Raw genomic sequence first — 23,680 nt, forward strand, 5'->3', positions numbered from 1 at the left:
GAAAAGCTTGCCTATGCAGGCAATAGGTTACTTAGTTAATCCTCTCCGTACACTTACCAGGTTGGCAGGGATATGACTTAGACTTTGCAGGTGTCCTGCTCAAGGCGGGAGATCTTATTCGAGTCAAAAAAGGGCTCTATGTTTTTGGCGAAAAACACCGCCACCGCATGTATAGCTTAGAAATTCTAGCCAATAAGATTTATGGCCCTTCCTATGTCTCTTTAGAGTATGCTCTAGCCTACTACGGGATGATTCCTGAGCATGTCGTAGAAGTAACCTCAGTCACTTCTAAAAGAAAGCGTCTTTATAACACCCCTGTAGGACGATTTAGCTATACTCCCATTCCCTTATCCTTATATGGAGTCGGTTTTACCCTTCTCGAGGAAAAACCTATACCCATTCCGACTCAAGATTTGGGGGGGTGCCAAAGCCAGCGCTCCAGATTTAGTCCCATCGAAGCAGGCCTCTATCCAGGAGATAGGGGCGATGCAGAGGGGGTTAAAGCTGGAGATTCTGGCGCAGGGAAAACCCAAATCTTGAGTCGGAATCGGTATATCTTAATAGCCACCCCTGAAAAAGCTTTAGCTGATCTATTTTACGTAAAAAAGCCTCAAGTAAAAACCGAAGAGGAATTAGAAATGTTTCTTTTTGAAGATCTTCGCTTAGAAGAGTCAGCGGTTTTAAAACTCAATATAGAAACCTTAGCTGACATTCAAAAAAAGGGAGGAAGTCCTCTTCTCTCTCTTTTGATTCACTATCTTAGGAGCCAAGCATGAACCCTGCCGTTGAACAAATGCTCAGCCGCTACACCTGCAATAACCGAGCCGAATATGAGCGCGCAATGAAAGAAATCATCCAAGAAATTGCCTTAGTCGGTCTTTGGAGAGCACGCTTCTTTGAGCATACCGCTTTTTATGGAGGAACCGCCCTTCGCATTCTCTACCAGCTCGACCGCTTTTCAGAAGACCTAGACTTTGCCCTCCTTAAACCCAATCCCGATTTCTCTCTTGCTCCCTATAACGAAGCGATCTGCAGTGAGCTTCGATCTTATGGCTTCATCGTCACCGTCGATACAAAGGATAAACAGTGGGCCACCCCCATTCGCTCCGCATTTATTAAAACGGGGACTCTAGGTGAGATGTTAAAGATCGGCGTCCCTAAAGATCTCCTCAAAGAGCTCCACCCTGAAGCACGCCTTAAAATAAAGGTCGAAGTCGACACCCATCCCCCTCCTGCCTATCGGACAGAAACACACTTCTTAGTCACCCCTGTCAATGTAGGGATAAGAGCTGTTGCTTTAGAAGATATTTTTGCAGGGAAAATGCATGCCCTTCTTTTTAGAGAGTGGAAAGGGCGTGTCAAGGGACGGGATTGGTATGATTGGTTATGGCTCATGCGCCAAAAAGCTACCCTCAACCTGCAAAGGCTTGCCATCCATATGCAAGAAGGTGGGGTCCTAGAAAAAAACGAAAAACTCACTCTAAACAAATTCAAAAAGCTCATGCAAACCCGCATTGATACCGTTGATCTAGAAAGTTTAAAAGCAGACATCCGCCCCTTTACCCAAGACCCCCTCATCATCAATGCATGGTCCAAAGAAATGCTTACCTCTTTTGTAGAAAAAATGGACATCCATGAGTAAATCTCCCAATTTTTGAGCTTATTTGAATATAATTTTGCAAAAAAAAACCAATTGGTTATAATTTTTAATTTGCGTTGGATAGGGACCCAAATAGATGACACTAAAGAGCCGAATTGATTTTTCAAACTACTTTTCCAAAGGAAGTATCGATAGAGGAGAGCGCTACTATGCCATGGGGGCTGTCCAGGGGTGTGCCATTGAGAAGCTCGATGATGGAACATTTGAGATCACCTCCCTTGTTTTGGGATCAAGGAACGCCCCTTATGAAGTCTGCATTTCAGCCGATATAGAAGGTGGAGAGATCTTTGAGATCGATGGAGAGTGTAGCTGCCCTGTTGGGTTTCAATGCAAACATGTGGTTGCTACCCTTTTAAAGGCAGCAAGTATTCTAGAAGATCGTGTGCAAACTACGCCCACCACTCAGCCTAAAAGCGGTAACTGGGAGGAATGGTTCAGCGGCTTTAAAGTGGCTGCTGAAGAAGCAGCTAAACCTAAAGAGCGCATTGTCTATGTCATTGAAGAGACCAATTATGGCCCCAAAAAAACCTTAGTCATTCGGATTGAGAAATCAGGAATTCTCAAGGATGGAGGATTTGGGAAGTTTCAAAGCACAAACCCCGACTCGGTTTCATGGACACGTAACGCCGCACCGATTGATGCCGAACTTTTGTTAAAAATGAAAAAAGCTAACCTCAATTCATATGGCTCCTTCTATCTAAAACAGTCAAACTCTGGCTATATTCTCCGAAGGCTTCTAGAGACCGACCGTGCCTTTTTTGGAGAGTTTAAAGAGTCCCCCCTAAAAATTGCAGAGCCTCGTTATCTGAAATTAAGCTGGCAACTCCTTAATGATGGCCGCCAATACTTAAAATCAGAGATTGAAGGAGGGGGGCAGATCCTTCCCGTTTCCCCTCCTTGGTATTTTGATGCCCATCAGAATGAATGTGGCCCGCTTATATCAAATCTTGAACTAGATTCTCTCTCCCCTTTGCTTCAGGCTCCCCCTATCGCTCCTACTGAAGTGAGAGAGTTCAAAGAAGCTCTTAAAAAAAACAACTTGAGTCTCCCCGCTCCCAAGACCTATACGATTATAGCAAAAAAAATAAACCCAAAGCTCCACCTCGATCTTTTTGGAGCAAGGGATGTCAACCCTTACGAGTGGGGAGAGCCTAAAATGCACCCCCTGATTACCCCCTCTTTTCTCTATGAAGATACAAAAGTTTCTACGTCTCAAGAAGATCCCGTTTTATATGAGAGTGCGGGAGAAGATCTCGTAGAAATACCCCGCTGCTTTGCCGCAGAAAAAAAACTCCTTGAAACGTTTAAAAAAGAAAATGTGATTAATCCTTTAGAACAGGGGTATCCCTATAGATACATCGAAGAAAAGTATCGAGGCGATTTCACAATAGGTTATGGAGACTGGAAAGAGGAATATAAAGCCTCCGCCTTCATGAACGCACTCCCTATTTGGAAAAAAAATGGGTGGTCAATCACCATTGATGACTCCTTCCCTTACCAGTGCATCGAAGAGGAAAGCGAGTGGTATTTTGATATCGATGAAGGGAGCCAAATGCAATGGTTCGATCTAGAACTTGGAATCGAAGTCGATGGAGAAAAAATCAATTTACTCCCTTTTATTGTCTCTCTTATTAAAAAGTCACCAGAAATACTCTCACCTGAGTTTATTGAGGAGGTAGGCGAGGATTTCCAGGTGGCTGCGCAGCTTTCAGATGGACGGTACCTTCAGCTCCCCCTAAAGAAGATTAAAGGAATCCTATCTACGCTATGCGAGTTAAGCGATCCTGATAGCCTAGAGGGTGGAAAGCTCACCCTTCCTCGATTAAGAGCTGGGGATTTACTAAAAACCACTCAGGCCCTTGATATAGACTGGGAAGGAGGAGGAAATCTCAAACACTTTGCAGAAAAGCTCCAAAACTTCAAAGGAATTTCTCCCGTAACCCCTCCAACAGAGTTTAAGGCTCAACTGCGACCTTACCAGCAAGAGGGGCTCAATTGGCTCCAGTTTTTAAGCGAGCATGAGTTAGGAGGCATCTTAGCAGATGATATGGGATTAGGGAAAACGGTCCAAACACTCGCCCATATTTGTGCCGAGAAAAAAAAATTAAAAGCCAAAATACCTTCCCTCGTAGTCGCCCCTACAAGCTTGATGACAAACTGGATGCAAGAATCAAAAAAATTCGCTCCAAACCTAAAAACTTTAACCCTCTATGGCCCTGATAGAAAAAGCCACTTTAAATCAATCCCTGAGTTCGACGTCGTTTTTACAACCTATCCTCTGCTCTCTAGAGATCACGAACACCTCTGTGAACATGACTACCACACCCTTATCCTTGATGAAGCACAAGCGATCAAAAACCCTCGCTCGAAATCGGCAAAAATCTGCCACGCTATTAAAGCCAACCACCGGATATGCTTAACAGGAACCCCGATGGAAAACCACCTCGAAGAGCTATGGTCTCTTTTTAACTTCGCTAATCCTGGGCTACTTGGAAACTCAAAACAGTTTAAGCGGATTTTCCGCACCCCTATCGAAAAACATGGATCCACATCCATGCAGAAAAAACTCGCTGATAGAGTCGCTCCATTTATGGTGAGAAGAACAAAAGAAAAAGTTGCTAAAGAACTCCCCCAAAAAACTGAAATCATTCAGACGGTCGAGATTGAGGGTGACCAAAGAAACCTGTATGAGGCGATTCGGCTAGCGATGCAAAAAAAGGTCTCCCAAGCTTTAAAAAGTAAAGGATTTGCCTCCAGCCAAATCATTATCTTAGATGCCTTATTAAAACTTAGGCAGGTCTGCTGTGATCCCAGATTAATTAAACTCAATAGCGCTAAAGATGTGAAACTATCGGCAAAGCTAACCTTTTTAAAAGGAATGCTTTCCGACCTTCTCGAAGAAGGGCGAAAAATTCTTCTTTTCTCAAGCTTTACCTCCATGCTCGCACTTATCGAGGAGCATCTCAAAGAGACCGGAGTTTCATACTCCAAGCTTACAGGACAAACCAAAGACCGAGAAACAGCCATCCGCTCCTTTCAAGAGGGGGATAACCCTATTTTTCTCATCAGTCTAAAAGCAGGGGGCACTGGGCTCAACCTGACAGCAGCAGATACCGTCATCCATTACGATCCCTGGTGGAACCCCGCAGCAGAAAACCAAGCGACCGATCGCGCCCACAGAATTGGGCAAACCAAGCCGATTTTTGTGTATAAACTCATCACGAAAGACACCGTTGAAGAGAAAATTCTCAAAATGCAAGAAAAGAAACAGGCCCTAATGGATGGTTTATTTGACCAAAAGCAGAAAAAGCACTCAAGCCTAACCCCAGAAGACCTCGAATACCTCTTAGAACCTCTCAGTTAAAGCAAGTATACCCAAACAAGTTCAAAAATTGGGAATTTGCCAAAGCCGGCGCCCCAGGTTTAGATCCCTCGAAGCAGTCCCCTATCCAGGAGATAGGGGCGATGCAGAGGGAGTTAAAGATGGGGATGCAGGCGTAGGCAAAAACCAACTCTTGAATTTTTTTGGGTATATACCCCAAACAAGTTCAAGAATGGATTGAAGCATCATCAAGATCTTCTTTTGACACACCCGTTGCCTTTATCACTTGCTCAAGCAAAAGCCCTTGCTGAAGGAGCACCCTAGCAATCTCCAAGGACCTTCTCTTTTCCCCTTCTTCTAGCCCTTTCTCCATCCCTTTTTGAAGACCTTCTTCCAGTCCCTCTTCTCGCTCTTTTCTCCGCGCATCATACTCGTCCACAAGGGCAATGTTAGCTTTGACGTAGGCTTCTCTCTCCGCCAAACTCCAATTATACTCTTCCATTGAATGGTAGGCCTCAAGAAGCTCTTCTTCCTCTATGCTTGGGGGCACCTCTCCACTTATTTCCCAGTTTTTAAAAAAGTAGAGCCACTTATCTTGAACCGTTTCTAGCTCACCCTCTCCTTTGGCAAACTTTGGAAGTTCAATAAAAACATAGGACATGTCTTCTAGATCATGCTCCAACGTATCAACATCCAGGGTTTTGTGATAGGAAATCACACTTCCTTTATTCGGAAATAGCTCATGGTTCGCAATGGCTAGAAGGATCACCGGCTTGAGCTCTACGTACTGCGATCCCGATGGAAACTGGGTGACATAGCTGTGGGCGACATAAAACTGGGTCCGTTTAACGAATGCAGGAACCTTCCGGTTCTGCATCTCAACGATATACTGCATGTTCCTTTCATCGGTACACTTGATATCGAGGATGCTCTCCTTAGTCTCCTTGATCAAAGGAGCCTGGTCTTTAGGCAAAAAATCGACTCTCTTGATTCTCCTTTCCCCCTCTAGAGAAAGGATCGAGTTGAGGAAGCTAATGAGAAGTGGCTTATGTCCTTCCGTTCCAAAAAGCTTCCGGAATGACACATCATTGGTTGGATCTAAGTAGCGTGTTTTTGTGATCATACCACTTTATTTTCCCATACTCTTTTTTTAGTGACAACCATTAAATCGTGCACTGCAACAGAAGGTCGCAAAGAGAGACGAGGATGTCGCGCAGCACCTCTAGAGGGCACAGCTTAGTGTTATATCATGCCGCTTCTTAGAACCCCTTCTCCCAGTCGTCATGCCTTTTCTCAATTAAAGCCCGCTGCTTCAGCCGCTGCACCAAAAAACTTGTTTAACTCTTCATAGGCTTGAAACATACTCAATGTAATTCCACACTCGTTAGCAAGAGCTTCATACACTAAAGCCCATTCAGGTGGAGGAGGTTCAAGATTCTTTGGAAGAGGATGCGTTCTCCTAACGCGAAAGATCTTTTGAACAACATCTATTAAGCTCTCTCCATCTATTTCCCTCAGCTCAAGAAGGAGGAGCATATCTACCAAATCCTTAGCTCGGGTATTAACTCTTTGTTCACGCGGAAGAGAGTAAGCATGAAGTTTTTCAGCAAACTGCTGCTCAATTGAAATCATTCTCATCTTAGGGTTTTCAATTCCATAATGACCCAACCAGTCAGAGCCTTCCATAAACTCAACCTCATCTACAACAGAATCTGCTCCTACATCTAGCTGAAATCTAACAAACAATCTCTTATCAAGGAAAGAAGCCACGGAATACCGAGCTCCTCCATAAGGAGCATTGTCTAAATCCTTTTTTGCTTGGCCAATCTCAAAGGTAAAATAGTCATTAAGATCCTTTTTTGCTAACTCTCGAAGTTCTTCAGTAATGACACTTTCAATCGAAATATCTTGATCATCTGCTCTGCGCAAACAGGTTAAATCAATGTCTTTTGTAGCTCGAGCAGAAGCAATACGGAGCTCCATTGCATATCCCCCCTTCAAAACAAAACCATTTGATTCTGAGCAAAAGATTCTGGCCAAAAGCCTTTCAAAAGCAACTTTTCTACGAATTCGGTGTAGATCCTGCCCAGTCTTAACAGAAGTGTTTTTCAAGCGCGCTTCTAAGCTTCTTCGAAAATCTGTTGCTGTTTTAGAGGGTGTCATCAAAAATTCTCTCCAATTTCTTATAGATATTAGGATAACTTGACTGGAGTGCATTGACCTCTTTTTTGAGAATCATTCCCCGTTCAATAGCTTGGTGGGCTGCCTGAAAAATGAAGTTATCCGCTACCGTTCCCGCATCAATAACATCCATCAGAGTTTTTAGAGGGGTTGTCACTTTATATCCCTGCCTTTCCTCTACATCAGATTTTTCTAAAATTCCACGGTGAAGGTAAAGCAAATTAGGAATTTCAACACGCCTCCGAAAGTTAGGGGGCACAGTCATATGCATTTTTGCTGGCATCACATCAGACAGCTCATGAATGTCAAGAGCCGTCTCATGAGACCAAACTCCCTGGGGATCATCTTTGCGATTTCTACTCCAAAGACTCCATAGAACAAGCTCAGGGCGGTCGGTCACAGGGTAACGCCCTAGTCTATAAATCCCTCTTCCCTCTTGAAGCCATTCTCCCGAAGATAGCCTTAGATGAAAGTTAGAACGAGCATAACCACATGCCTCAGCTTGTTTTGCAGTAAAATAGCCTTGCTGACGGTCTGCTATTTCAAAAAGTTGATTATCCCTTTCCATGCACAAATATTATAATTTTCATAACATTAGTGCAATAGTTTTGAAGAAAAAGACGTAAACATTTAATTATAAACAATATAAGAATTAGAATCCCAAAGAGAGCCGGGGATGTTGCATAACATCTCCAGGAAGTGCAACTCAGAAACACCCAACACGGTCAACTGGGTGTTTCTATTAAATTTTCAAGAGATGGAACTCCCACACAAGCCACTCACGATTAACCTGAGTTTTGGGTTTAGTTTGCTTAGCCCCAGAGGGAGTTTTGCTTAAATTTTCTTCTTTTGGGTCGAAGGTCAGGGTCTAAATGGCCCTTTCCGAGATCAAAAAGGAGAAAAGAAAGCTAAAATCCCCTGAGGCTGAGTGAAATAAACCCAAAACTCAGGTTATTATGACAGAAGGTCGCAAAGAGAGACGAGGATGTCGCGGAGCACCTCTAGAGGACGCAGTTCAGCGTTAAACCGAGCAATCAACTTCTCGTCATAGTGCTCCAGAAGAGGAAAAGTCTCCTTCTCGTAGATCTCCATCCGCTTCTTCAGAACCCCTTCATCCCGGTCGTCATGCCTTTTCTCAATTAAGGCCCGCCGCTTTAGCCGCTGAACCAAAACGTTCGAGTCCTTCGCCTCCAAGAGGATGATCTTCTTGATCACCGTATACCGCTCCAAAATCTCCGCCTGCTTCACCGTCCGAGGGATCCCATCGAGCAAAAGGAGCTGCTCCTTCGGGAAGTACTGGTTGGTGGCGATCAACCCCATCACATAGTGGTGCCAGATCTCGACCGTCACATTATCGGGGAGAAGCTCCCCCTTCCCCGCATAGCTGTGGTAGAGCTTGCCTGCCGGAGACTCCGGGGAAAGCCCCCGAAAAACGTCCCCCGAAGAGAGGTGAAAATGGTTCCCCGCACTGCTCAAGAACTTCCCCTGAGTCCCCTTTCCCGAGCCTGGGGGGCCAAAAATCAAAACCGCCTGAAACTTCTCATCGACCTGAGAGCACATCGTCAAATCATTCCTCATTGTTTTGGTCCCTCCTAGGGGAAATTTCTCCGTTGCCCTGCTTCAAGAGCCCACTTTGGGGCTCTATCCATCGGGCGCCTTGAACTTTCCTCCTATGAGGAACCCTCCCAATGGGCTTGACTTGACGATCTCCTCTAGGAAGAATACGACTTTCCATAAGTCATTTACTATCAGTGAATTAATCTTTTCCCTCTATTTTCACCATACCACATCCCGATTATTTTCCTACTAATAATTTAAATCGCTAAAAACCAATGCAATATAGATTAATTAACTTTAATTGCGAAATATGTTATAATTAAGGCAATAATAAATAGATAATTAAGAAAAATAATGAGCAGCTTAACCTCAGCCAGATCAGATTATACCTCACGGGGCCAAGACTTAATCTTAAGGGCCAAGCAAGCCGGAAAGGGTCATTTCGCCACGATGACCGTTGATGGCAAGGTCTACTATGTCGTAAACATAGGGGAAGGTGGAAAGTTTTATCCTATTAATCCGATTGAACAACAGAAGGTTGAAGCCTTAGCTCAAACTCTTTTTGCGGCTCATAAAGCGCTCCCTTCAGGGGCTAGCTTAGAAGATGTTGATTACATCGATAGCGAAGGTTTCCACTATAAAGATGGAAAAAAAACTACTCATGACGCCGCAAGCTTAGAAGGGCTCTCTTCAGGAGCAAAAGCTCTCCGTCAAAAAGCCTTTGCAATGCAGCAAACATGGGAAACAACATATGAGAGTGCTGGAAGTGAAGAAAGCAAAAAAAAGATTGTAGCCCAGGCTAAAGAAGAGATCACAAAAGAAATCGGCGAGCTGGGGATTTCTTCTTCCTTAACGGCTCTAAGCCCTGCACTCAATGAAAAAGATCTAAAAACCCTTTTGAAAGGAACGAATGAAGAGATTGAGCGGCACCTAACAGCACGGCATGTCTGGACAGCGCTAAAAGGTCAGATCATTCCGCCAGAAATAGTGATGATCCCACAAGTGTCTGACCTGAACAGCTCTTCCAGTTCCGATGATGAGCAAAGCTCTAGCATTAATGGCAAGAAAAAGGCTTCCTCTAGTTTAAGGACTAGGAATCAGAAAAAAAAGAATCGCTTTTTGAGAAGAAACCATTATAGCAGCTCTGATCAGTCAATAGACACTTTTAAGCTCGGTCATCGAAGCAAAGAGGATCTAGACTCCCTTTCTTCATCTTCAAGCGATGAAGCTACATCTTTACTTCAGCACTCTACATCTTACTCTTCTAGACGACGAGTAAGTCTTTACAAAGAAGAGAAAGCACAGCGATACCACAAGCTATTAGAAGCTGCAAAAGCTACAGACATCTCAAAAATAAAAAGCAGGTACGATTTAGACAAAAATGCTTGCTATACCGCTGCAAAAGCAATTCAGGAAAAAAAGTTGGGTAAACTTAAAAAGGCAGAGCTGAACGCCATTAAATATTTCATAGAAACAAGCAAAGAAGATCAAAGCAAGTATCCCCACAGAAGTCAGAATAACGTCAGATTTAACGAGCTCGTCAACAGTTTAAAAAACTGGGGAATGCCCTACAAAGTCCTCTAATAACTCTGAGAATTCCCACAGGAGCACGATCCCTTCACATTGGGATTGGTAATCTTAAAACCAGACCCCATCAGCCCCTCTAGATAGTCCACTTCACATCCAAGAAGTCGGGGAAGCACTTTTTGACTCACATGGATATCGATCCCATGAGAGGTAAAAAGAACGTCATCCTCTTTTGCTTTTTCAGAAAAATCAAGGACATACTCAAAACCCCCACACCCTCCTGGCTTATCACCAAGACGCAGAGCCCACCCCTCTTTCTTATCCGCTATTAGAATGGCTCGAAACTTCTCTGCAGCTCGCTCGGTTAGACTAATCGTCGTCGGATCGGTCTCCTCTTCAAGCAGAGCATTGAGCCGCTCGACAAGATCCTCGATCGCCTTCTCATCAAAGCCATGGCCAAGCATCCCCACCTCAAGGGTCTCCCAGGTTGCCGCCTGACATCCGACACATTGAAGTCCTGCATTGGTCAGCTCTTGAGCAATCCGTTGACTCTTCTGGGGAAAACTCCCCAAAATCGCATCGATCGTCATGTCACGGGTGATCTTTTCAGTAGTCAATTTTCACCGTCCCCTGTTTGATCTGGCACTGGCACGCAAGCCGCTCCTCATCGGTCTCCCCTAAAAAGTCGAGTTCCTCCTGGGTCATCTCCGAGAGGTTCTCAGCCCCTTCCTTTACCTCAATCACGCAGGTGCCACAGACCCCTTCCGTACAGGCAAAGGGAACCCCCGCCTCCTCACACACATCTTTAATCGGAGAGCCATCCTCAAGCTCTACTTCCTCATCATTCAAAATCAATTTTGCCATGGTTCACATCCTGTTTTTTAGGCTATTAAAACGTAGCAGGAGCAAAAAATCAAGAAAAAGAAAGGGAGGACCCGATTGGGCCCTCCCTTTACAAGCTGAAAATCCTTAAAAAAAGATTATAGGCCTCTTAGATGGGAGCTAGGGCTCCCTTCAGCAAGAAGCTCCTCAGCCGTTGCCTTGAGCGTCTCGATCCCCTCAGGGAACCCAACCTCAATCAGCAATCCATTTAAATAGGTGAGCTCAGCCTCTAGAAGGTCTGCCTGACTCTCTAGTTTAGCCACTGTTTTTTCGAGCTCTTTTACGTTATTAGGGTTATTATCCATTTTAAAGCCTCCTAAGACTATTAAAAAGTGTTATTAAGGAGACCTTTATTATAACATTTTTCTGCTGTTTCTTCAACCAAAAACCTCGCCTATATAGCTATTATTTTATTGTCCCAAATTTGGGAGAAAACCCCGCGCTTGCAGCGCGTCGCTTCAGCATGTATAATGTTTAGGCATGCAATACTATAGAAGAACAAGCCATACAATCCACGACTGTACTTACCACTTGGTGTGGGCAACTAAGTACCGATATAAGGTATTGGTAGGAGACATTGGGAATAGAGCAAGAGATTTGATCCAGGAAATTTGCCGAGATAATGGGGTAGAGATTATAAGAGGAAGGATTTTAGCTGACCATGTTCACATATATGTATCAATTCCGCCCTATCAAAGTGTAAGCAAGTTGGTTCAGTACTTGAAAGGTAAGACGTCAAGAAAAATACAGATGGAGTTCCCAGAGCTGAAAAAGAAGTATTGGGGAAAGCATTTATGGGCTGTGGGGTATTTTGTACGCACAACCGGAAATGTTACGGATCAGATGATTAAGGATTATATTGAGAAACAAGAAGCTAAAGAGGATAAATTTGGTGACTTTAAAGTCGTAAATTAGGCATTCATGCCAAATCCTAATCTCTGGCTTTGCAAGCCAGAGTGGTTAAAGCGTGCCAGGCACGCTTAAATACTAGGAGAGTGAAAGTCTCTCTTTCAACCTGATGGAGGTGAAGAATAGGGAAGCGCAAGGGCATCATCGCGAGGTGGAGTCTGAAGGAAGCGTGGAACAAAAGTGTGAGCTGACGAACAGAAATTGGATAAATAAGCGTGAAGGTCGGACGAGCAGGTTTTAGGCAGCAAAGTCCATATCCATCAAGAACCGGCAACGTAAATCCAGCAGTTGTGCACGGAAAGTATTTAAGCTTACCCTGGGAGATCTCATCATCTGTCGGCTATGCGCGGACCATTCATGGGAGCAATTCTATGGAAACGGTGATGAGAAGTCAGCAGAAGGCATATTAGGCGACTTGTGTCGCTGAAGGCCTGAACGATAAAGAGAGCTAATTAGGAGCAGGAAATATGGAAGATACCAAAAGGCAGAAAACCTCGATTAAAGAGGCCCTATCAAAGGAAGTGAAGGTGAAACCAGAAGGACCTATGATGGGAGCTGATTCTACCTTATTGGACCTGAAATCTGAAAAGCCAATGTTTAACAGACATCTAATGGAGGCAGTATGTGAACGAAACAACTTGAAACAAGCGCTTAAGCGAGTCAAACAAAATAAAGGAGCCCCAGGAATTGACAGAATGACTGTCGATAGCTTAGGAGAACACCTGAAAAGAAATTGGCTCGACATAAAAGCGCAACTTCTAAGTGGAACCTACAAACCAAAGCCGGTCAGACAAGTTGCGATTCCAAAACCCAAGGGTAAAGGATCGCGAATTTTAGGAATTCCTTGTGTTCTCGACCGCTTTATCCAACAAGCACTATTGCAAACCATCCAACCGTCCTGGGATCCGAAATTTTCAGAACATAGTTATGGATTTCGTCCCGGACGATCAGCGCACCAAGCAATAGCACAAGCTCAAAAGTATCTAAAGATGGGATACGAATACGTAGTGGACATCGATCTGGAGAAATTCTTCGATCGTGTCCCCCATAACAGGCTTATGAGTAAGCTAACAAAAGAGATAGAAGACAAAAGAGCCTTAAAACTCATACGGTCTTATCTCAATGCTGGAGCAATGAGCGGCGGGCTAACAAGCCCGACGACGAAGGGCGTGTCACAAGGATCCCCACTTTCACCATTCTTATCCAATGTGGTCTTAGATGAACTCGATAAAGAGTTAGAAGCAAGAGGTCACAAACATGCTCGTTACGCAGACGACTGTAATATCTACGTCAAAAGCAAGCGGGCAGGAGAAAGAGTGAAAAGAAGTATCACTCGCTTTATCGAAAAGCGGTTGAAACTAAGGGTAAATGAGGACAAAAGTGCAGTAGATCTCCCACGCAGAAGAAAATTCCTTGGTTTTACCTTTACAGGGGGGAAAGACCCCAACCGTCGACAAATAGCACCTGAATCCATAGCTAGGTTCAAAGTCAAAATAAGGCAACTTACCAGGCGAAACCGAAGCATAAATATGGAGGAAAGGATTAATGAGTTATCAAAGTATATGAAAGGGTGGCGAGGCTACTTTGGATATTGCGAAACCTCATCAATCTTCAAGGAGCTAGATGGATGGATACGTCGTCGCCTAAGATGCATCCATTGGAAGCAATGGAAAACATTTAAGAAGCGAAGAAAGGAACTAATCAAACTAGGCATCAAAGAGAAAGATGCCGTATGGGCAGCCATGAGTTCGAGAGGTCCTTGGATGTTAAGTCACATTCCTCAGGTAAGGAGAGCTCTAAGTATCAAGTATTTCAAGGAAGCAGGATTGCCAACACTTGCTCCTGTATAGACATTTAACTTTATCGAACCGCCATGGTACGGACCCGTATGCCTGGTGGTGTGGGAGGGAAAGCCCGAGAGGGCCTCCCTATCCCGATTTCTTAAGTTGCTTATATATAGAATCTAACGATTTATTTATAATGTTTGATTAATTATAGTTAAATGTGTTATAATATTACTATTGAAATAAAAAATTAATGTAAAAATACAGCGCAAAAAGTGTAAATACACAAATCACTTATTGCGAAGGAGTTAATAAAATGCAAGAGCTTTGGGCAAATTCTACAAAAAATAACGGATATCAGATTCTTCAAAACTCTAGTTCTGAAGATTCTGATGGTAGCGATACCAATTCAGTCTTTAATAGAAGAGTGAAAGGTATAGGTTCGGGTAACCAATATTCATCTAGCCCTCAAACCTTGATATTCAGTCAAAACGATTCGAGCGATTCGGATGACTATGTCTATGAAAGAATAACCTCAGATCTCCGAGATAGGGTAGAGGTTATAAGCACAACCCAAGATACAAAAGATACAGCACAACAATACGTAAAAAGTAGAGAGTCAGCTTGGAGCTCTGTGACAAAAGATACCTCTTCGCTCACCTACATCCTTTGTATTGTCTTTTTCTTCATCGCACTTCCCGTTGGAGCTGCTAAGGCCAAAGCAAGTAATAAAAAACGTGACATTATAGAAAACCCTACAAAAGAACTTGCAGTTGCTTTTCGTGCATTAAGCGCAATTGATGCTACTCTACAAAGCCATTCTTCAACTTCCAAGTTTAGCTCCAGAGGAGAGTATGAGCTAGACTACAAAAAGTTTAAGGAATTTGTAGGCAATGGAAAGTTCGACCCAAAGATCGAAGCTGAACTTCGTAAACTTCCAGATCGCTTTGGTGAATCCGGAGACTTCTTAGCCCTCTTTAAACATGCAGAAGAACGCATCAAGCCTTGGCGGGAAGGAATCGAAACCCTTTCTGGAGTAAAAGGGCTTGCACTTGAAGTTTTTGAAGGAATCATTGAAATTGCGCAAGAAAAATTAAGTGTAGAGCTCAACCGCCAGGAGGCCTCAGCATCCACCTTCTTTATGAAAACCTATACACAAAACCTATGGGGGAAAAGTACAGTTACAACATTTGTAAACTGCCACAGAACTACCACATCCATAGAAAAGATTGAAAAAGCACTCAAGACCCATGCAGAGGAAATTAGCAAACACACAGGAAAGGATTACGGTATAGTTTATAGAGACCTGGCAGAAGCTCTACTAAAGGACAAAGGCTTCCAGAAAAATATTATCCAAAAACAAAACACTCTTATTCAAGAAAGAGACCAATTCCGTGATCTTAAGGAAGTTGCACACGACTTCCTAAAAGGGTTCATAGATGATTTAACTCTACTTGCTCCAGCTAAAGATACTAACCCCCCCACTGGAGAAGCTAGATTGCTGCAACTTGAGCAAACGCTCCCATCTTTTGATCAAAATACAGCCGCCTTATTCCAAACAACAGGAACAGAAAAAACAAAAGAAGACTTTGAAAATGAGCAACAGGCTATTTTACAATCCCATGCATCGATGAGAGAACGCTTTGGAAAATTCTGGGAAGATCTACAAACTAAAGTTAATACAGATGAAATTGAGGCTCAAAAGAAAATAGATGAGCTTAACGATTTACAAGATTTTATCAAAGATTACCATTCCCCCTCTAGCTCAGGTGCAGAGGCTAGTTTGATAGTGAACCCAAGAACTTCCAAAGCTATAAAATTAAGTGCTAAAGATGCACACACACTACAGCCAGTCAGAGCTGAAATCATTAAGATCCTTTCTATTCTAGCGGGAAAAGAGGGACATGGGTCACCGACTCTTCTTAGGTCCTTCTACAGGATTGTGCTGCCGCATGTAAATATGGTCAAATTACTAACCAAGGAAGAAGAAAATAGTAGTAGTGGAACAACTACAAGCTCTCCTTTGATCCTCAAAGACTTCTTCAAAGATAATTCCCTTTTTGAAAAAGATACTACTACTGGTTTATACCTATTTGCAAAGATTCCTGATAATTCTGCTAGTAGCTCCAATGCATCTCAAGAAGATTCTATAGCCACTCTTCGAAAAGCCTTAATCGAGCTGGATCAGTTCGAGACCGAAAGAGATTTAGATCAATTAAAAAAGCCCATGACATTAGGGTTGTCTAGCAATCTCTCAGATGATAGCTATTGCAAAAACGATACCGATTCCAGCAGCTCTAGCTCTTATTCTAGTGATTCGGACAACAACTCACCCAATAAAAATTTGATAAAAAACAACAATAACAATATTATCGTGAATAACAATTCTTATAACCATTCTAATGATCATCAAGACAGCTCTAGTGATTAATCAATAATAAAACTTAACTCCTAAGGAAGGCCTCTGTGGGAAACCGCAGGGGCTTTTTACTACCCTGAAGTATTGCCTAGTGGCACTATTCGGGGTTTACATATGTATGGGTTTGGTGGTGAGACCCAGAGCGCACTCTTTGAGCGCTTCGGAGAGGGTGGGATGGGCGTGGCAGGTGTGGGCAAGGCTCGCGGCGGTCGCTTTGGTTTGGAGCGCGAGGGTCGCTTCGGCAATGAGCTCGCCGGCATGGGGGGCGAGGATGTGGACTCCCAGGAGACGGTCTGTCTCCTTATGGGCAATCATTTTGACAAAACCTTGGGTCTCGCCGGTGCAGCTGGCGCGGGAGTTCGCCCGGAGGGGGAACTGGGCCGTTTTGATGGGAAGTTTTAGGGCCTTGGCTTCGGCTTCTGTAAGGCCAACGGCGGCGGCTTCGGGATAGGTATAGACAACGCTCGGGATAGCAAGGTAGTCGAGGGTGGGGGTGTGGCCAGCGATGAGCTCAGCGACGGCAACCCCCTCTTCGGAGGCTTTGTGGGCGAGCATGGGGCCGTCGACGATGTCGCCGATGGCGTAGATGTGGGGTTGGCTGGTTTGGAAGTTGTTGTTGATAGGGATGAACCCTTGGGGGTTGGGGGTGATAGTGGCGTTTTCGAGGGCGAGGCCTTGGGTGTAGGGACGGCGGCCGATGGCGACGAGGATGACGTCTGCGGTGTGGGTCTCGCCAGAATCGAGGGTGAGGGTGGTGTCGGTGGCTCCGGTCACTTTAGAGGAAAGCTGGAAGGTCATCCCTTGGGCGGTGAGGAGCTTTTGGAGCCCTTGGGAAAGGGCGGTGTCGATGGTGGGGCAGATATGGTCGAGGAATTCTATGAAGTGAACCTGGGTTCCGAGGCGGCTGTAGACGGAGCCGAGCTCAACGCCGATAATCCCGGCGCCGATGACGATCATCTTTTTGGGAACCTCTTTGAGGGCGAGGGCGCCGGTCGAGGAGAGGATTTTCTGCTCGTCAAAGGGAAGGAAGGGAAGGGGTGTGGGCTCTGAACCGGTGGCGAGGATGATGTTTTTGGCTTGGACCTCTTGGTCGTCGACGAGGAGGGTGTGGGGATCTTTAAAGCTGGCGGTTCCGGTGAGGAAGGTGACGCCGTTTTTCTTGAAGAGTCCTTGGATCCCTTGGTTGAAGCCGGCAACGACGTTTTGTTTGCGGGTCATCATCTGGGGAAAGTTGGCTTGGGGCTGGGCGTCGATGCCGAGGTTTTTCCCTTCATGGAGGAGGTGATAGTAGACTTCGGAGGAGTGGAGGAGACTCTTGGAGGGGATGCAGCCAACGTTGAGGCAGGTGCCGCCAAGGACCTTTTCTTTTTCGATGCAGGCGGTTTTAAGGCCCAGCTGGGCGGCGCGGATGGCGGCAACGTACCCTCCGGGGCCCGATCCAACGACAACAACATCAAACATCGGTCTCTCCTAGAAGAAGGCGTTCGGGCTTTTCGAGCATCTCTTTAACGCGGACAAGGAAGCTCACCGCTTCTTTCCCGTCGATAATCCGGTGGTCGTAGCTCAGGGCTAGGTACATCATGGGACGGATGACGATTGTGTTATCGATCACAACGGCTCTTTTGACGATGTTATGCATCCCGAGAATGGCACTTTGGGGTGGGTTGAGGATCGGTGTGGAGAGCATCGAACCAAAAACTCCCCCGTTAGTAATGGTAAAGGTTCCCCCTTGCAAGTCGTCGATGCTAATGGTCCCCTCACGCGCTTTTTTGGCAAAGGCTTGGATCTCTTTCTCGATCCCAGCAAAGGTGAGGGTCTCGGCATTTCTAAGGACGGGAACCATCAGCCCTTTGGGGGTGGAAACGGAGATGCCGATGTGACAGGCGGTGCTATATACGATCTCCTCTCCATCGATAAAGGCGTTGACATCGGGAAACTCATGTAAAGCGGCTTTACATGCCTTGACGAAGAAGGACATAAAGCCCAGCTTGACATCATGTTTTTTGAGGAAAGCTTCTTTTTCGCGGGCGCGGATCTCTAAAATGGCTGACATGTCGACTTCGTTAAAGGTGGTGAGCATGGCGGTGTTGTTTTTGACTTCGACAAGCCGTTTGGCGATGGTGCGGCGCAGACCACTCATCCGCTTCCGGGTTTGCCCTTCGATCTTTGGGGCGGCGGGAGCGGCAGGTGCGGGAGGAGGGGGCGCTTCTTTAAGGCTTTCTTCGGGGAAAATGCGGACACCTCCTCCGGTGGGTTGTGGAGGGGATGGGGGTGCTTCCTCTTTTTTGGGTTCGGCTGCAGCTGCGGGAGCTCCTTCGGTGTCGACATGGCCGATTACTTGCCCAGGCTTGACAACATCATTGACAGAGGCGGTGAGCTGAAGGGTGCCCCCTTCGGGAGCATAGAGGACCTGGTTCACTTTGTCGGTTTCAAGTTCGAGGATCTCTTCTTCTTTACTGACCGCCGAGCCATTTTCTTTGAGGATCTGGGCAACGGTCGCTTCTGTGACCGACTCGCCAGCGGAAGGAACCTTAATTTCTACTTTCATTGGAGTGCCTCTTTGAGGAAGGTTTCTAACTCTTTTTTGTGAAGGGCACCGGAACCTGCGGCTGTCGATGCACTTCCACTTCTTCCGACATACCGTAGCTCGACTTTTTCGGGAAGGAGGTTTTGCAAGGGAAGCTGAATGTAGGTGTAGGCCCCTTGGTTTGCATGCTCTTCCTGGACCCAAAAACATTCGGTAAAGCCCGAGTATTTTTTGAGGAGCGCTTCGATCTTTTCGGTGTGGAGGGGATAGAGCTGTTCGATCCGAATGATGGCGATGTCGTCCCGCTTCCGATGTTCAACAAGATCGTAGTAAACCTTGCCGCTGCAAAAGATGAGTCGCCTCACATTTTTGGGGGCGGTGGGATCATCGAGAACCTCTTCGAAACGGCCGGTTGCAAGCTGCTCGGGACTGGAAAGAGAGGGAGGATACCGTAAGAGGGCTTTGGGGGTGAAGATGACGAGGGGTTTGATCAGAGGGGTCACCCCTTGACGCCGTAAGCTGTGGAAAAATTGGGCAGGGGTGGATGGAACGATGATGTATAAACTGTCGTTACCAGCAAGTTGTAAGAACCGTTCGATCCGCCCCGAGGAGTGTTCGGGTCCTTGCCCTTCGTAGCCGTGAGGGAGAAGGAGGGTGAGGGCGGAGGGTTGGTTCCACTTTTGCTCGGAAGAGACGATAAACTGGTCGATGACGATTTGGGCGCCGTTGGCAAAGTCACCAAACTGCCCTTCCCACAAGGTGAGCCCTTTTTCATAGGCGAGGCTATACCCATACTCAAAGGCCATGACGGCATATTCGGAGAGTGGAGAGTTGTAAACGTCAAAGGGAGCTTGGGTGCCGCTGAGGTGGGACAGGGGGTAGTAGCGCTCGGCGGTTTCTTGGTCGGTGAAAGTGGTGTGGCGGTGGGAAAAGGTTCCCCGCTTGGAGTCTTGCCCTGATAGGCGAACATGGACCCCTTCAACCAGGAGGGTGGCGTAGGCGAGGTGCTCGGCAAGGCCCCAGTCGACATGGGGAGCTTTTGGGTCGCCAGAAATGGCTTCGAGGCGGTCATTGACATGGCGGCCCAGCTTAGGATTGATCTTAAAGGTCTCGGGGACCTTCACAAATTCTGTGGCAAGGGCGATGAGTTTTTCTAAAGGGATGGCGGTTTCAACAGGGTCGAGCAGAGAAGGAAAGGGTGGAGGTTCTTTCGGTGGAGGGAAACCTTCTTTAGTCGTTGCAAGCGCTTTTTCGAGCGTCTCTTTAAAGGTGGGGTCTCCTTCCATCCCGACCGCTTTGGAATAAAGGGCCCGGATCCCCTCTTTTTTTCGGATTTCGACATACTCTTTCGGTTGGGTGAAGGCGGGCTCATCTCCCTCGTTATGGCCATACTTTCGGTAGCAGTTCAGCTCAAGAAAAACGTCACACCCAAACTTTTGCCTCACTTGGACAGCAAGCTTGGCGGCTGCCGCACACCGTTCGGGGTCTTCGGCATTGACATGGAAGATGGGAGCGCCAAAGGCTTTGGCAATGTCGGTGCAGTAACGGGTCGACTTGGTCTCTTTGGGGCTCGCTGTAAAACCGATATGGTTGTTGATCACCACATGGATCGTTCCCCCCGTTTGGTAGCCGGTAAGTTTGGAGAGTTGGAGGGTTTCGTAAACCACCCCCTGCCCAGCCACCGAGGCATCTCCATGGATCAACAAGGGGAGGACGGGAGCGGTCTTCCCCTCAAACTTTTGCTCTTGAATTGCCCGCGCTTTTCCCTCAACAACGGGGTCGACCGCTTCGAGGTGGCTCGGGTTGGCGCACAGGATCATCGCCACCGACTTCCCCTTTTTGGTCTCAAGGGAGCCTTCGTATCCTTTGTGATATTTGACATCGCCCGACCCTTCAAAAGAGGCGGGAACATAGTGACTTTCAAACTCGTGGAAGAGGTCGGAGTAGGGCTTTCCCAAAAGGTTGGTGAGGACGTTGAGCCGTCCCCGGTGGGCCATCCCCAGGACCACCTGCTCAATCCCCTCTTCTCCCCCTTCATGGACAAGCTCCCAGAGCATCGGGATGAGGCTCTCTCCCCCCTCCAGGGAAAACCGCTTCTGTCCGGGATATTTCATGTGGATGAAGTTTTCGAGAAGCTCAGCGCGCGTCAGGTGGTCGAGGAGCGCCTGCTTTTCTTCTTGAGTGAAGGAAGGCTCGAAAAAGGGTTCGATCTTTTCCTGGATAAATCCTTCTAACTCAGGAGAGGCCATCCCCATATACTCAAACCCCACCGTTCCGCAGTAGGTTTTTTCTAGCGCCTCGATGAGAACCCTTAAGGGAACCTCCTCTTCTTTGAGGAATCCGGAGGTGGGAACCTTCTGATCCAGGTCTTTTTCTTCAAAAAATTGGAGCTTTTCCCCTTGACCAAGGGGGTTAAAGTGGGCCCCTTTGTGGCCATCGCGCCGGTAGGCATCGATCAACTCCCGAGAGGGAAAAGAGTTGCTAGGCACTTTGAGCGATGACCCAAAGCTCACCCCCTCAAAAAAATGTCTCCAGCTCTCCTTAACACTCATTGGATCTTCTAGGTATTGAGTGTAAAGGCCTTCGATATACTTCAAGTTTGAAAGATTGGCATAGTCAGACATTATTTCCCTCTCCTTTTGTCTATATCAATCTTTCCCTTTCCCAAAAAGGAAAAATCGCGTATGATCCCGATTTATGAAAAGTGAACGACTAAAGAAGCTGGAGCTGGAGCTCCATGATCTCGAGCAGTGGCTCAACTTAGGCCTTGTCCCTAAGAAGGATATCGAGAAGCATAAGGGAGAGATTGATGCCCTGAAGAAGCGGGTGATCGAAGAAAAGCAGCGGATCCAGACCCAAAAAGATGGGGGAGACGCGGACGAATACACCGTTCCCAAGCGGAATACCCAACAACGTGCTTATCAGGAGCCCCATACCCTTGGAGGGGACCTCGAAGAAGGCGGGGGGATGACCAACGCTGGCCTCGAGGAAGAGTCTCAAGCGACCTCCTATGAGACCGAAGGGCGGACCACGATAGCCGATGATGAGGAACGAGGAACCACTGTCGCTGATGATGAGGAAGACCCCTTTAGCGACAAAAACCGGTGGCGACGGGGAATCCTTGAAGACCCAGACGCTGACTCCTGGTAGTCTGTACCTTCATTTTCCCTTCTGCACCCGCAAGTGTCCCTACTGTCACTTCTATGTGATCCCTAACCGGGACCAAACTCCCTTTTTAGAAGCCCTTCAGATGGAGTGGGAGCTCCGCCGTCCCCAAATCGAGGGGCGGGAGCTTGTCTCCATTTACTTTGGTGGAGGAACTCCCACCCTTTGCGTCAAGGGGATCGAGCAAGCTCTTGCCCAAGTCTCTGCTCCCGAAGTCACCGTTGAAACCAACCCCGAAGATGTCACCCCCGAGCTGATGAACCATCTCTATAGCCTAGGAGTGAACCGCGTGAGCATCGGCGTCCAGTCGCTCAACAATCCCCTTCTTAAACATCTGGGCCGAAATCATACCGCTCAAAAAGCAATCGATGCGGTTCAAATCACTAAAGAGGCGGGGATCGACAATATTACGATCGATCTGATGTATGAGCTCCCCCACCAAACACTAGAGACATGGAAAGAGACGGTCGATAGGGCCGTTAAGCTTCCCATCATCCACCTTTCCCTCTATAACCTCACGATCGAGCCCCATACTGTTTTTCATAAGAGAAAAGAAAAGCTTCTCCCCCACCTTCCCGATGAAGAAACAGCCGCTGCGATGCTCGCCTATGCCTGCGACCGCTTTGAAGAGGTGGGGCTCCACCGGTACGAAATCTCAGCCTTTGGAAAACTCTCGGTCCATAACACCGGCTACTGGACAGGGCGAGAGTTTTTAGGGCTGGGCCCCTCCGCCTTTAGTTATTGGGGTGGGAAGCGGTTTCAAAACAGCTGCTCCCTTTCGAAATATATTCAAGCGCTTCAGACGGGAAAACTTCCGGTCGACTTTGAGGAAAAACTTCCTCCCCTTGCAAGTCTCCATGAAAAGATTGCGGTGGGCCTCCGTATGACAGAAGGGATTGCATTGCTTGACATCCCCTCTTCAACAGAGGCGCTTCTAACCGCTCTTGCAGAGGAGGGGTGGCTCACCTATGAGGAAAGTCGCGCGCGCCTGACCGAAAAGGGGCGCCTTTTCTACGATACCGTCGCTGAAAAGGTGATTTTGCCAGCTGAACATGGAGAAAAAGAAAAATTCAAGCAATTGACAGTAGTAGTACTCCGGGGTTTAACTGAGCCTTAGGTTTAAACCGAGAGCAATAATTAAAGAAGCAAGGGTATGCCACTTTGGGTTTCCTTTGTCTGAAAGAGTTTTATATAAACTCTCTCTTCCTAAACGAGCTTTTTTAGCAAGGTTTGATATTCCACCCTGAGCCTCGGCAACATTTCTGACTGCTAGAAGAAAAAGATGCTGGGACTCTTCATCCCCTTTAAGACTTTCCTCTAAAGCAGCATTTAGATAAGCAACCGCTTCATCATGATCTTTAAGTCTTTCAATTAACCAATCTTGGTATTTTCTACTTTTTGCCATACTTCTTAATCCTCTTTACCCTTATAATCCTGAAGGAATTCTTTTGCTTTTTTAATATCTTTTGTTTGGGATCCTTTATCTCCTCCACAGAGAAGTAAAATAACTTTATTTCCTACTCTTGAGTAGTAAACTCTAATTCCAGGTCCATAATGAATTCTCAGTTCTTGACATCCTCCTCTCCCTAAAGGAAGAGGATTCCCAGGTTGTCTAAATACACCCTAGGAGCAGGCTCTTATCGCTAACCCCTGCTGGTTCCTGCTTCAATGTGAGATCTATAGACTCACTCCACAGGCTAAGACCCGATAGTCCTCGGGCTAAAATATTCATTGCTCCTACATGATC

At 46.4% G+C, this 23,680-nt stretch carries 20 protein-coding genes and 1 pseudogene; 9 read left to right on the forward strand and 12 right to left on the reverse strand.

Annotated elements, in window-relative coordinates; all coding sequences use genetic code 11:
• The first annotated feature begins 167 nt into the window (after nt 1-167).
• From NEPTK9_RS05980 to NEPTK9_RS05990, 3 genes are all read left to right on the forward strand, one after another.
• Nucleotides 168-776: a hypothetical protein gene (locus NEPTK9_RS05980; protein ID WP_194847922.1), complete on the forward strand. Its 609-nt coding sequence runs from the start codon at nt 168-170 to the stop codon at nt 774-776.
• Nucleotides 773-1,642 (forward strand): nucleotidyl transferase AbiEii/AbiGii toxin family protein, encoded by an 870-nt coding sequence (locus tag NEPTK9_RS05985; RefSeq protein ID WP_194847923.1) that lies wholly within the window; start codon nt 773-775, stop codon nt 1,640-1,642. The genes NEPTK9_RS05980 and NEPTK9_RS05985 overlap by 4 nt, the downstream gene beginning before the upstream one ends.
• Nucleotides 1,643-1,736: 94 nt before the next feature.
• Nucleotides 1,737-5,024, forward strand: coding sequence for a DEAD/DEAH box helicase (locus NEPTK9_RS05990; RefSeq protein ID WP_194847924.1), 3,288 nt, complete (start codon nt 1,737-1,739; stop codon nt 5,022-5,024).
• Nucleotides 5,025-5,208: 184 nt separating this feature from the next.
• On the opposite strand, the gene NEPTK9_RS05995 is transcribed toward NEPTK9_RS05990, so the two are convergent.
• The 4 genes from NEPTK9_RS05995 to NEPTK9_RS06010 all read right to left on the reverse strand — a co-directional run bounded on the left by NEPTK9_RS05995 (nt 5,209) and on the right by NEPTK9_RS06010 (nt 8,741).
• A complete protein-coding gene (locus NEPTK9_RS05995; RefSeq protein ID WP_194847925.1) occupies nt 5,209-6,105 on the reverse strand; it encodes an Rpn family recombination-promoting nuclease/putative transposase in 897 nt (298 codons plus the stop codon).
• A 170-nt stretch (nt 6,106-6,275) separates the two neighbouring features.
• Complete coding sequence (locus tag NEPTK9_RS06000) at nt 6,276-7,145, reverse strand: nucleotidyl transferase AbiEii/AbiGii toxin family protein (RefSeq protein WP_194847926.1); 870 nt, start codon at nt 7,143-7,145, stop codon at nt 6,276-6,278.
• Nucleotides 7,132-7,731: a type IV toxin-antitoxin system AbiEi family antitoxin domain-containing protein gene (locus NEPTK9_RS06005; RefSeq protein ID WP_194847927.1), complete on the reverse strand. Its 600-nt coding sequence runs from the start codon at nt 7,729-7,731 to the stop codon at nt 7,132-7,134. The genes NEPTK9_RS06000 and NEPTK9_RS06005 overlap by 14 nt, the downstream gene beginning before the upstream one ends.
• Nucleotides 7,732-8,117: 386 nt before the next feature.
• Nucleotides 8,118-8,741 (reverse strand): adenylate kinase family protein, encoded by a 624-nt coding sequence (locus NEPTK9_RS06010; RefSeq protein WP_228547052.1) that lies wholly within the window; start codon nt 8,739-8,741, stop codon nt 8,118-8,120.
• 333 nt (nt 8,742-9,074) lie between these two features.
• Between NEPTK9_RS06010 and NEPTK9_RS06015 the strand changes: the two genes are divergently transcribed.
• A complete protein-coding gene (locus NEPTK9_RS06015) occupies nt 9,075-10,304 on the forward strand; it encodes a hypothetical protein (RefSeq protein ID WP_194847928.1) in 1,230 nt (409 codons plus the stop codon).
• On the opposite strand, the gene NEPTK9_RS06020 is transcribed toward NEPTK9_RS06015, so the two are convergent.
• The 3 genes from NEPTK9_RS06020 to NEPTK9_RS06030 form a co-directional block, all read right to left on the reverse strand.
• The gene (locus NEPTK9_RS06020; RefSeq protein ID WP_228547053.1) at nt 10,301-10,864 is read right to left on the reverse strand and encodes an iron-sulfur cluster assembly accessory protein; all 564 of its coding nucleotides are present in this window, start codon (nt 10,862-10,864) and stop codon (nt 10,301-10,303) included. The genes NEPTK9_RS06015 and NEPTK9_RS06020 overlap by 4 nt on opposite strands.
• Nucleotides 10,854-11,111, reverse strand: a complete 258-nt coding sequence (locus NEPTK9_RS06025) for a 2Fe-2S iron-sulfur cluster-binding protein (protein ID WP_194847929.1) — start codon at nt 11,109-11,111, stop codon at nt 10,854-10,856. Before NEPTK9_RS06025 ends, NEPTK9_RS06020 begins: the two co-directional genes overlap by 11 nt.
• Before the next feature lie 116 nt (nt 11,112-11,227).
• Nucleotides 11,228-11,434: a hypothetical protein gene (locus NEPTK9_RS06030; RefSeq protein ID WP_194847930.1), complete on the reverse strand. Its 207-nt coding sequence runs from the start codon at nt 11,432-11,434 to the stop codon at nt 11,228-11,230.
• Nucleotides 11,435-11,609: 175 nt separating this feature from the next.
• Between NEPTK9_RS06030 and tnpA the strand changes: the two genes are divergently transcribed.
• The 3 genes from tnpA to NEPTK9_RS06045 all read left to right on the forward strand — a co-directional run bounded on the left by tnpA (nt 11,610) and on the right by NEPTK9_RS06045 (nt 16,253).
• Complete coding sequence (gene tnpA, locus NEPTK9_RS06035; RefSeq protein ID WP_194847931.1) at nt 11,610-12,044, forward strand: IS200/IS605 family transposase; 435 nt, start codon at nt 11,610-11,612, stop codon at nt 12,042-12,044.
• A gap of 461 nt (nt 12,045-12,505) precedes the next feature.
• Nucleotides 12,506-13,888, forward strand: coding sequence for a group II intron reverse transcriptase/maturase (ltrA, locus tag NEPTK9_RS06040; RefSeq protein WP_228547054.1), 1,383 nt, complete (start codon nt 12,506-12,508; stop codon nt 13,886-13,888).
• A 250-nt stretch (nt 13,889-14,138) separates the two neighbouring features.
• A complete protein-coding gene (locus tag NEPTK9_RS06045; protein ID WP_194847932.1) occupies nt 14,139-16,253 on the forward strand; it encodes a hypothetical protein in 2,115 nt (704 codons plus the stop codon).
• A gap of 96 nt (nt 16,254-16,349) precedes the next feature.
• Here NEPTK9_RS06045 and lpdA read toward each other — a convergent pair whose 3' ends face one another.
• From lpdA to NEPTK9_RS06060, 3 genes are read right to left on the reverse strand one after another with little or no spacing between them, the layout of a single operon-like run.
• Nucleotides 16,350-17,702, reverse strand: coding sequence for a dihydrolipoyl dehydrogenase (gene lpdA / locus NEPTK9_RS06050; RefSeq protein ID WP_194847933.1), 1,353 nt, complete (start codon nt 17,700-17,702; stop codon nt 16,350-16,352).
• A complete protein-coding gene (gene sucB, locus NEPTK9_RS06055; protein WP_194847934.1) occupies nt 17,695-18,789 on the reverse strand; it encodes a dihydrolipoyllysine-residue succinyltransferase in 1,095 nt (364 codons plus the stop codon). The genes lpdA and sucB overlap by 8 nt, the downstream gene beginning before the upstream one ends.
• On the reverse strand, nt 18,786-21,392 hold the full coding sequence (locus NEPTK9_RS06060; RefSeq protein ID WP_194847935.1) for a 2-oxoglutarate dehydrogenase E1 component: 2,607 nt from the start codon (nt 21,390-21,392) through the stop codon (nt 18,786-18,788). The genes sucB and NEPTK9_RS06060 overlap by 4 nt, the downstream gene beginning before the upstream one ends.
• Before the next feature lie 73 nt (nt 21,393-21,465).
• Between NEPTK9_RS06060 and NEPTK9_RS06065 the strand changes: the two genes are divergently transcribed.
• Together NEPTK9_RS06065 and hemW are read left to right on the forward strand one after the other, a co-directional pair.
• A complete protein-coding gene (locus tag NEPTK9_RS06065; RefSeq protein WP_194847936.1) occupies nt 21,466-21,918 on the forward strand; it encodes a hypothetical protein in 453 nt (150 codons plus the stop codon).
• Nucleotides 21,890-23,050 (forward strand): radical SAM family heme chaperone HemW, encoded by a 1,161-nt coding sequence (hemW, locus tag NEPTK9_RS06070; RefSeq protein WP_194847937.1) that lies wholly within the window; start codon nt 21,890-21,892, stop codon nt 23,048-23,050. Before NEPTK9_RS06065 ends, hemW begins: the two co-directional genes overlap by 29 nt.
• Here hemW and NEPTK9_RS06075 read toward each other — a convergent pair.
• Together NEPTK9_RS06075 and NEPTK9_RS06080 are read right to left on the reverse strand one after the other, a co-directional pair.
• A complete protein-coding gene (locus NEPTK9_RS06075; RefSeq protein ID WP_194847938.1) occupies nt 23,036-23,338 on the reverse strand; it encodes an addiction module antidote protein in 303 nt (100 codons plus the stop codon). The genes hemW and NEPTK9_RS06075 overlap by 15 nt on opposite strands.
• A gap of 5 nt (nt 23,339-23,343) precedes the next feature.
• Nucleotides 23,344-23,502: pseudogene (locus NEPTK9_RS06080) on the reverse strand (type II toxin-antitoxin system RelE/ParE family toxin); the annotation flags it as partial.
• Nucleotides 23,503-23,680: the final 178 nt, after the last annotated feature.

Source organism: Candidatus Neptunochlamydia vexilliferae (assembly GCF_015356785.1).
Taxonomy (GTDB): Bacteria; Chlamydiota; Chlamydiia; order Chlamydiales; family Simkaniaceae; genus Neptunichlamydia; species Neptunichlamydia vexilliferae.

Excerpts from the sequence above, each read along its gene's own strand:
- NEPTK9_RS05980 (WP_194847922.1), top strand. The coding sequence starts at position 168 with ATGTATAGCTTAGAAATTCTAGCCAATAAGATTTATGGCCCTTCCTAT.
- NEPTK9_RS05985 (WP_194847923.1), top strand. The coding sequence starts at position 773 with ATGAACCCTGCCGTTGAACAAATGCTCAGCCGCTACACCTGCAATAAC.
- NEPTK9_RS05990 (WP_194847924.1), top strand. The coding sequence starts at position 1,737 with ATGACACTAAAGAGCCGAATTGATTTTTCAAACTACTTTTCCAAAGGA.
- NEPTK9_RS05995 (WP_194847925.1), bottom strand. The coding sequence starts at position 6,105 with ATGATCACAAAAACACGCTACTTAGATCCAACCAATGATGTGTCATTC.
- NEPTK9_RS06000 (WP_194847926.1), bottom strand. The coding sequence starts at position 7,145 with ATGACACCCTCTAAAACAGCAACAGATTTTCGAAGAAGCTTAGAAGCG.
- NEPTK9_RS06005 (WP_194847927.1), bottom strand. The coding sequence starts at position 7,731 with ATGGAAAGGGATAATCAACTTTTTGAAATAGCAGACCGTCAGCAAGGC.
- NEPTK9_RS06010 (WP_228547052.1), bottom strand. The coding sequence starts at position 8,741 with ATGAGGAATGATTTGACGATGTGCTCTCAGGTCGATGAGAAGTTTCAG.
- NEPTK9_RS06015 (WP_194847928.1), top strand. The coding sequence starts at position 9,075 with ATGAGCAGCTTAACCTCAGCCAGATCAGATTATACCTCACGGGGCCAA.
- NEPTK9_RS06025 (WP_194847929.1), bottom strand. The coding sequence starts at position 11,111 with ATGGCAAAATTGATTTTGAATGATGAGGAAGTAGAGCTTGAGGATGGC.
- NEPTK9_RS06030 (WP_194847930.1), bottom strand. The coding sequence starts at position 11,434 with ATGGATAATAACCCTAATAACGTAAAAGAGCTCGAAAAAACAGTGGCT.
- tnpA (WP_194847931.1), top strand. The coding sequence starts at position 11,610 with ATGCAATACTATAGAAGAACAAGCCATACAATCCACGACTGTACTTAC.
- ltrA (WP_228547054.1), top strand. The coding sequence starts at position 12,506 with ATGGAAGATACCAAAAGGCAGAAAACCTCGATTAAAGAGGCCCTATCA.
- NEPTK9_RS06045 (WP_194847932.1), top strand. The coding sequence starts at position 14,139 with ATGCAAGAGCTTTGGGCAAATTCTACAAAAAATAACGGATATCAGATT.
- lpdA (WP_194847933.1), bottom strand. The coding sequence starts at position 17,702 with ATGTTTGATGTTGTTGTCGTTGGATCGGGCCCCGGAGGGTACGTTGCC.
- sucB (WP_194847934.1), bottom strand. The coding sequence starts at position 18,789 with ATGAAAGTAGAAATTAAGGTTCCTTCCGCTGGCGAGTCGGTCACAGAA.
- NEPTK9_RS06060 (WP_194847935.1), bottom strand. The coding sequence starts at position 21,392 with ATGTCTGACTATGCCAATCTTTCAAACTTGAAGTATATCGAAGGCCTT.
- NEPTK9_RS06065 (WP_194847936.1), top strand. The coding sequence starts at position 21,466 with ATGAAAAGTGAACGACTAAAGAAGCTGGAGCTGGAGCTCCATGATCTC.
- NEPTK9_RS06075 (WP_194847938.1), bottom strand. The coding sequence starts at position 23,338 with ATGGCAAAAAGTAGAAAATACCAAGATTGGTTAATTGAAAGACTTAAA.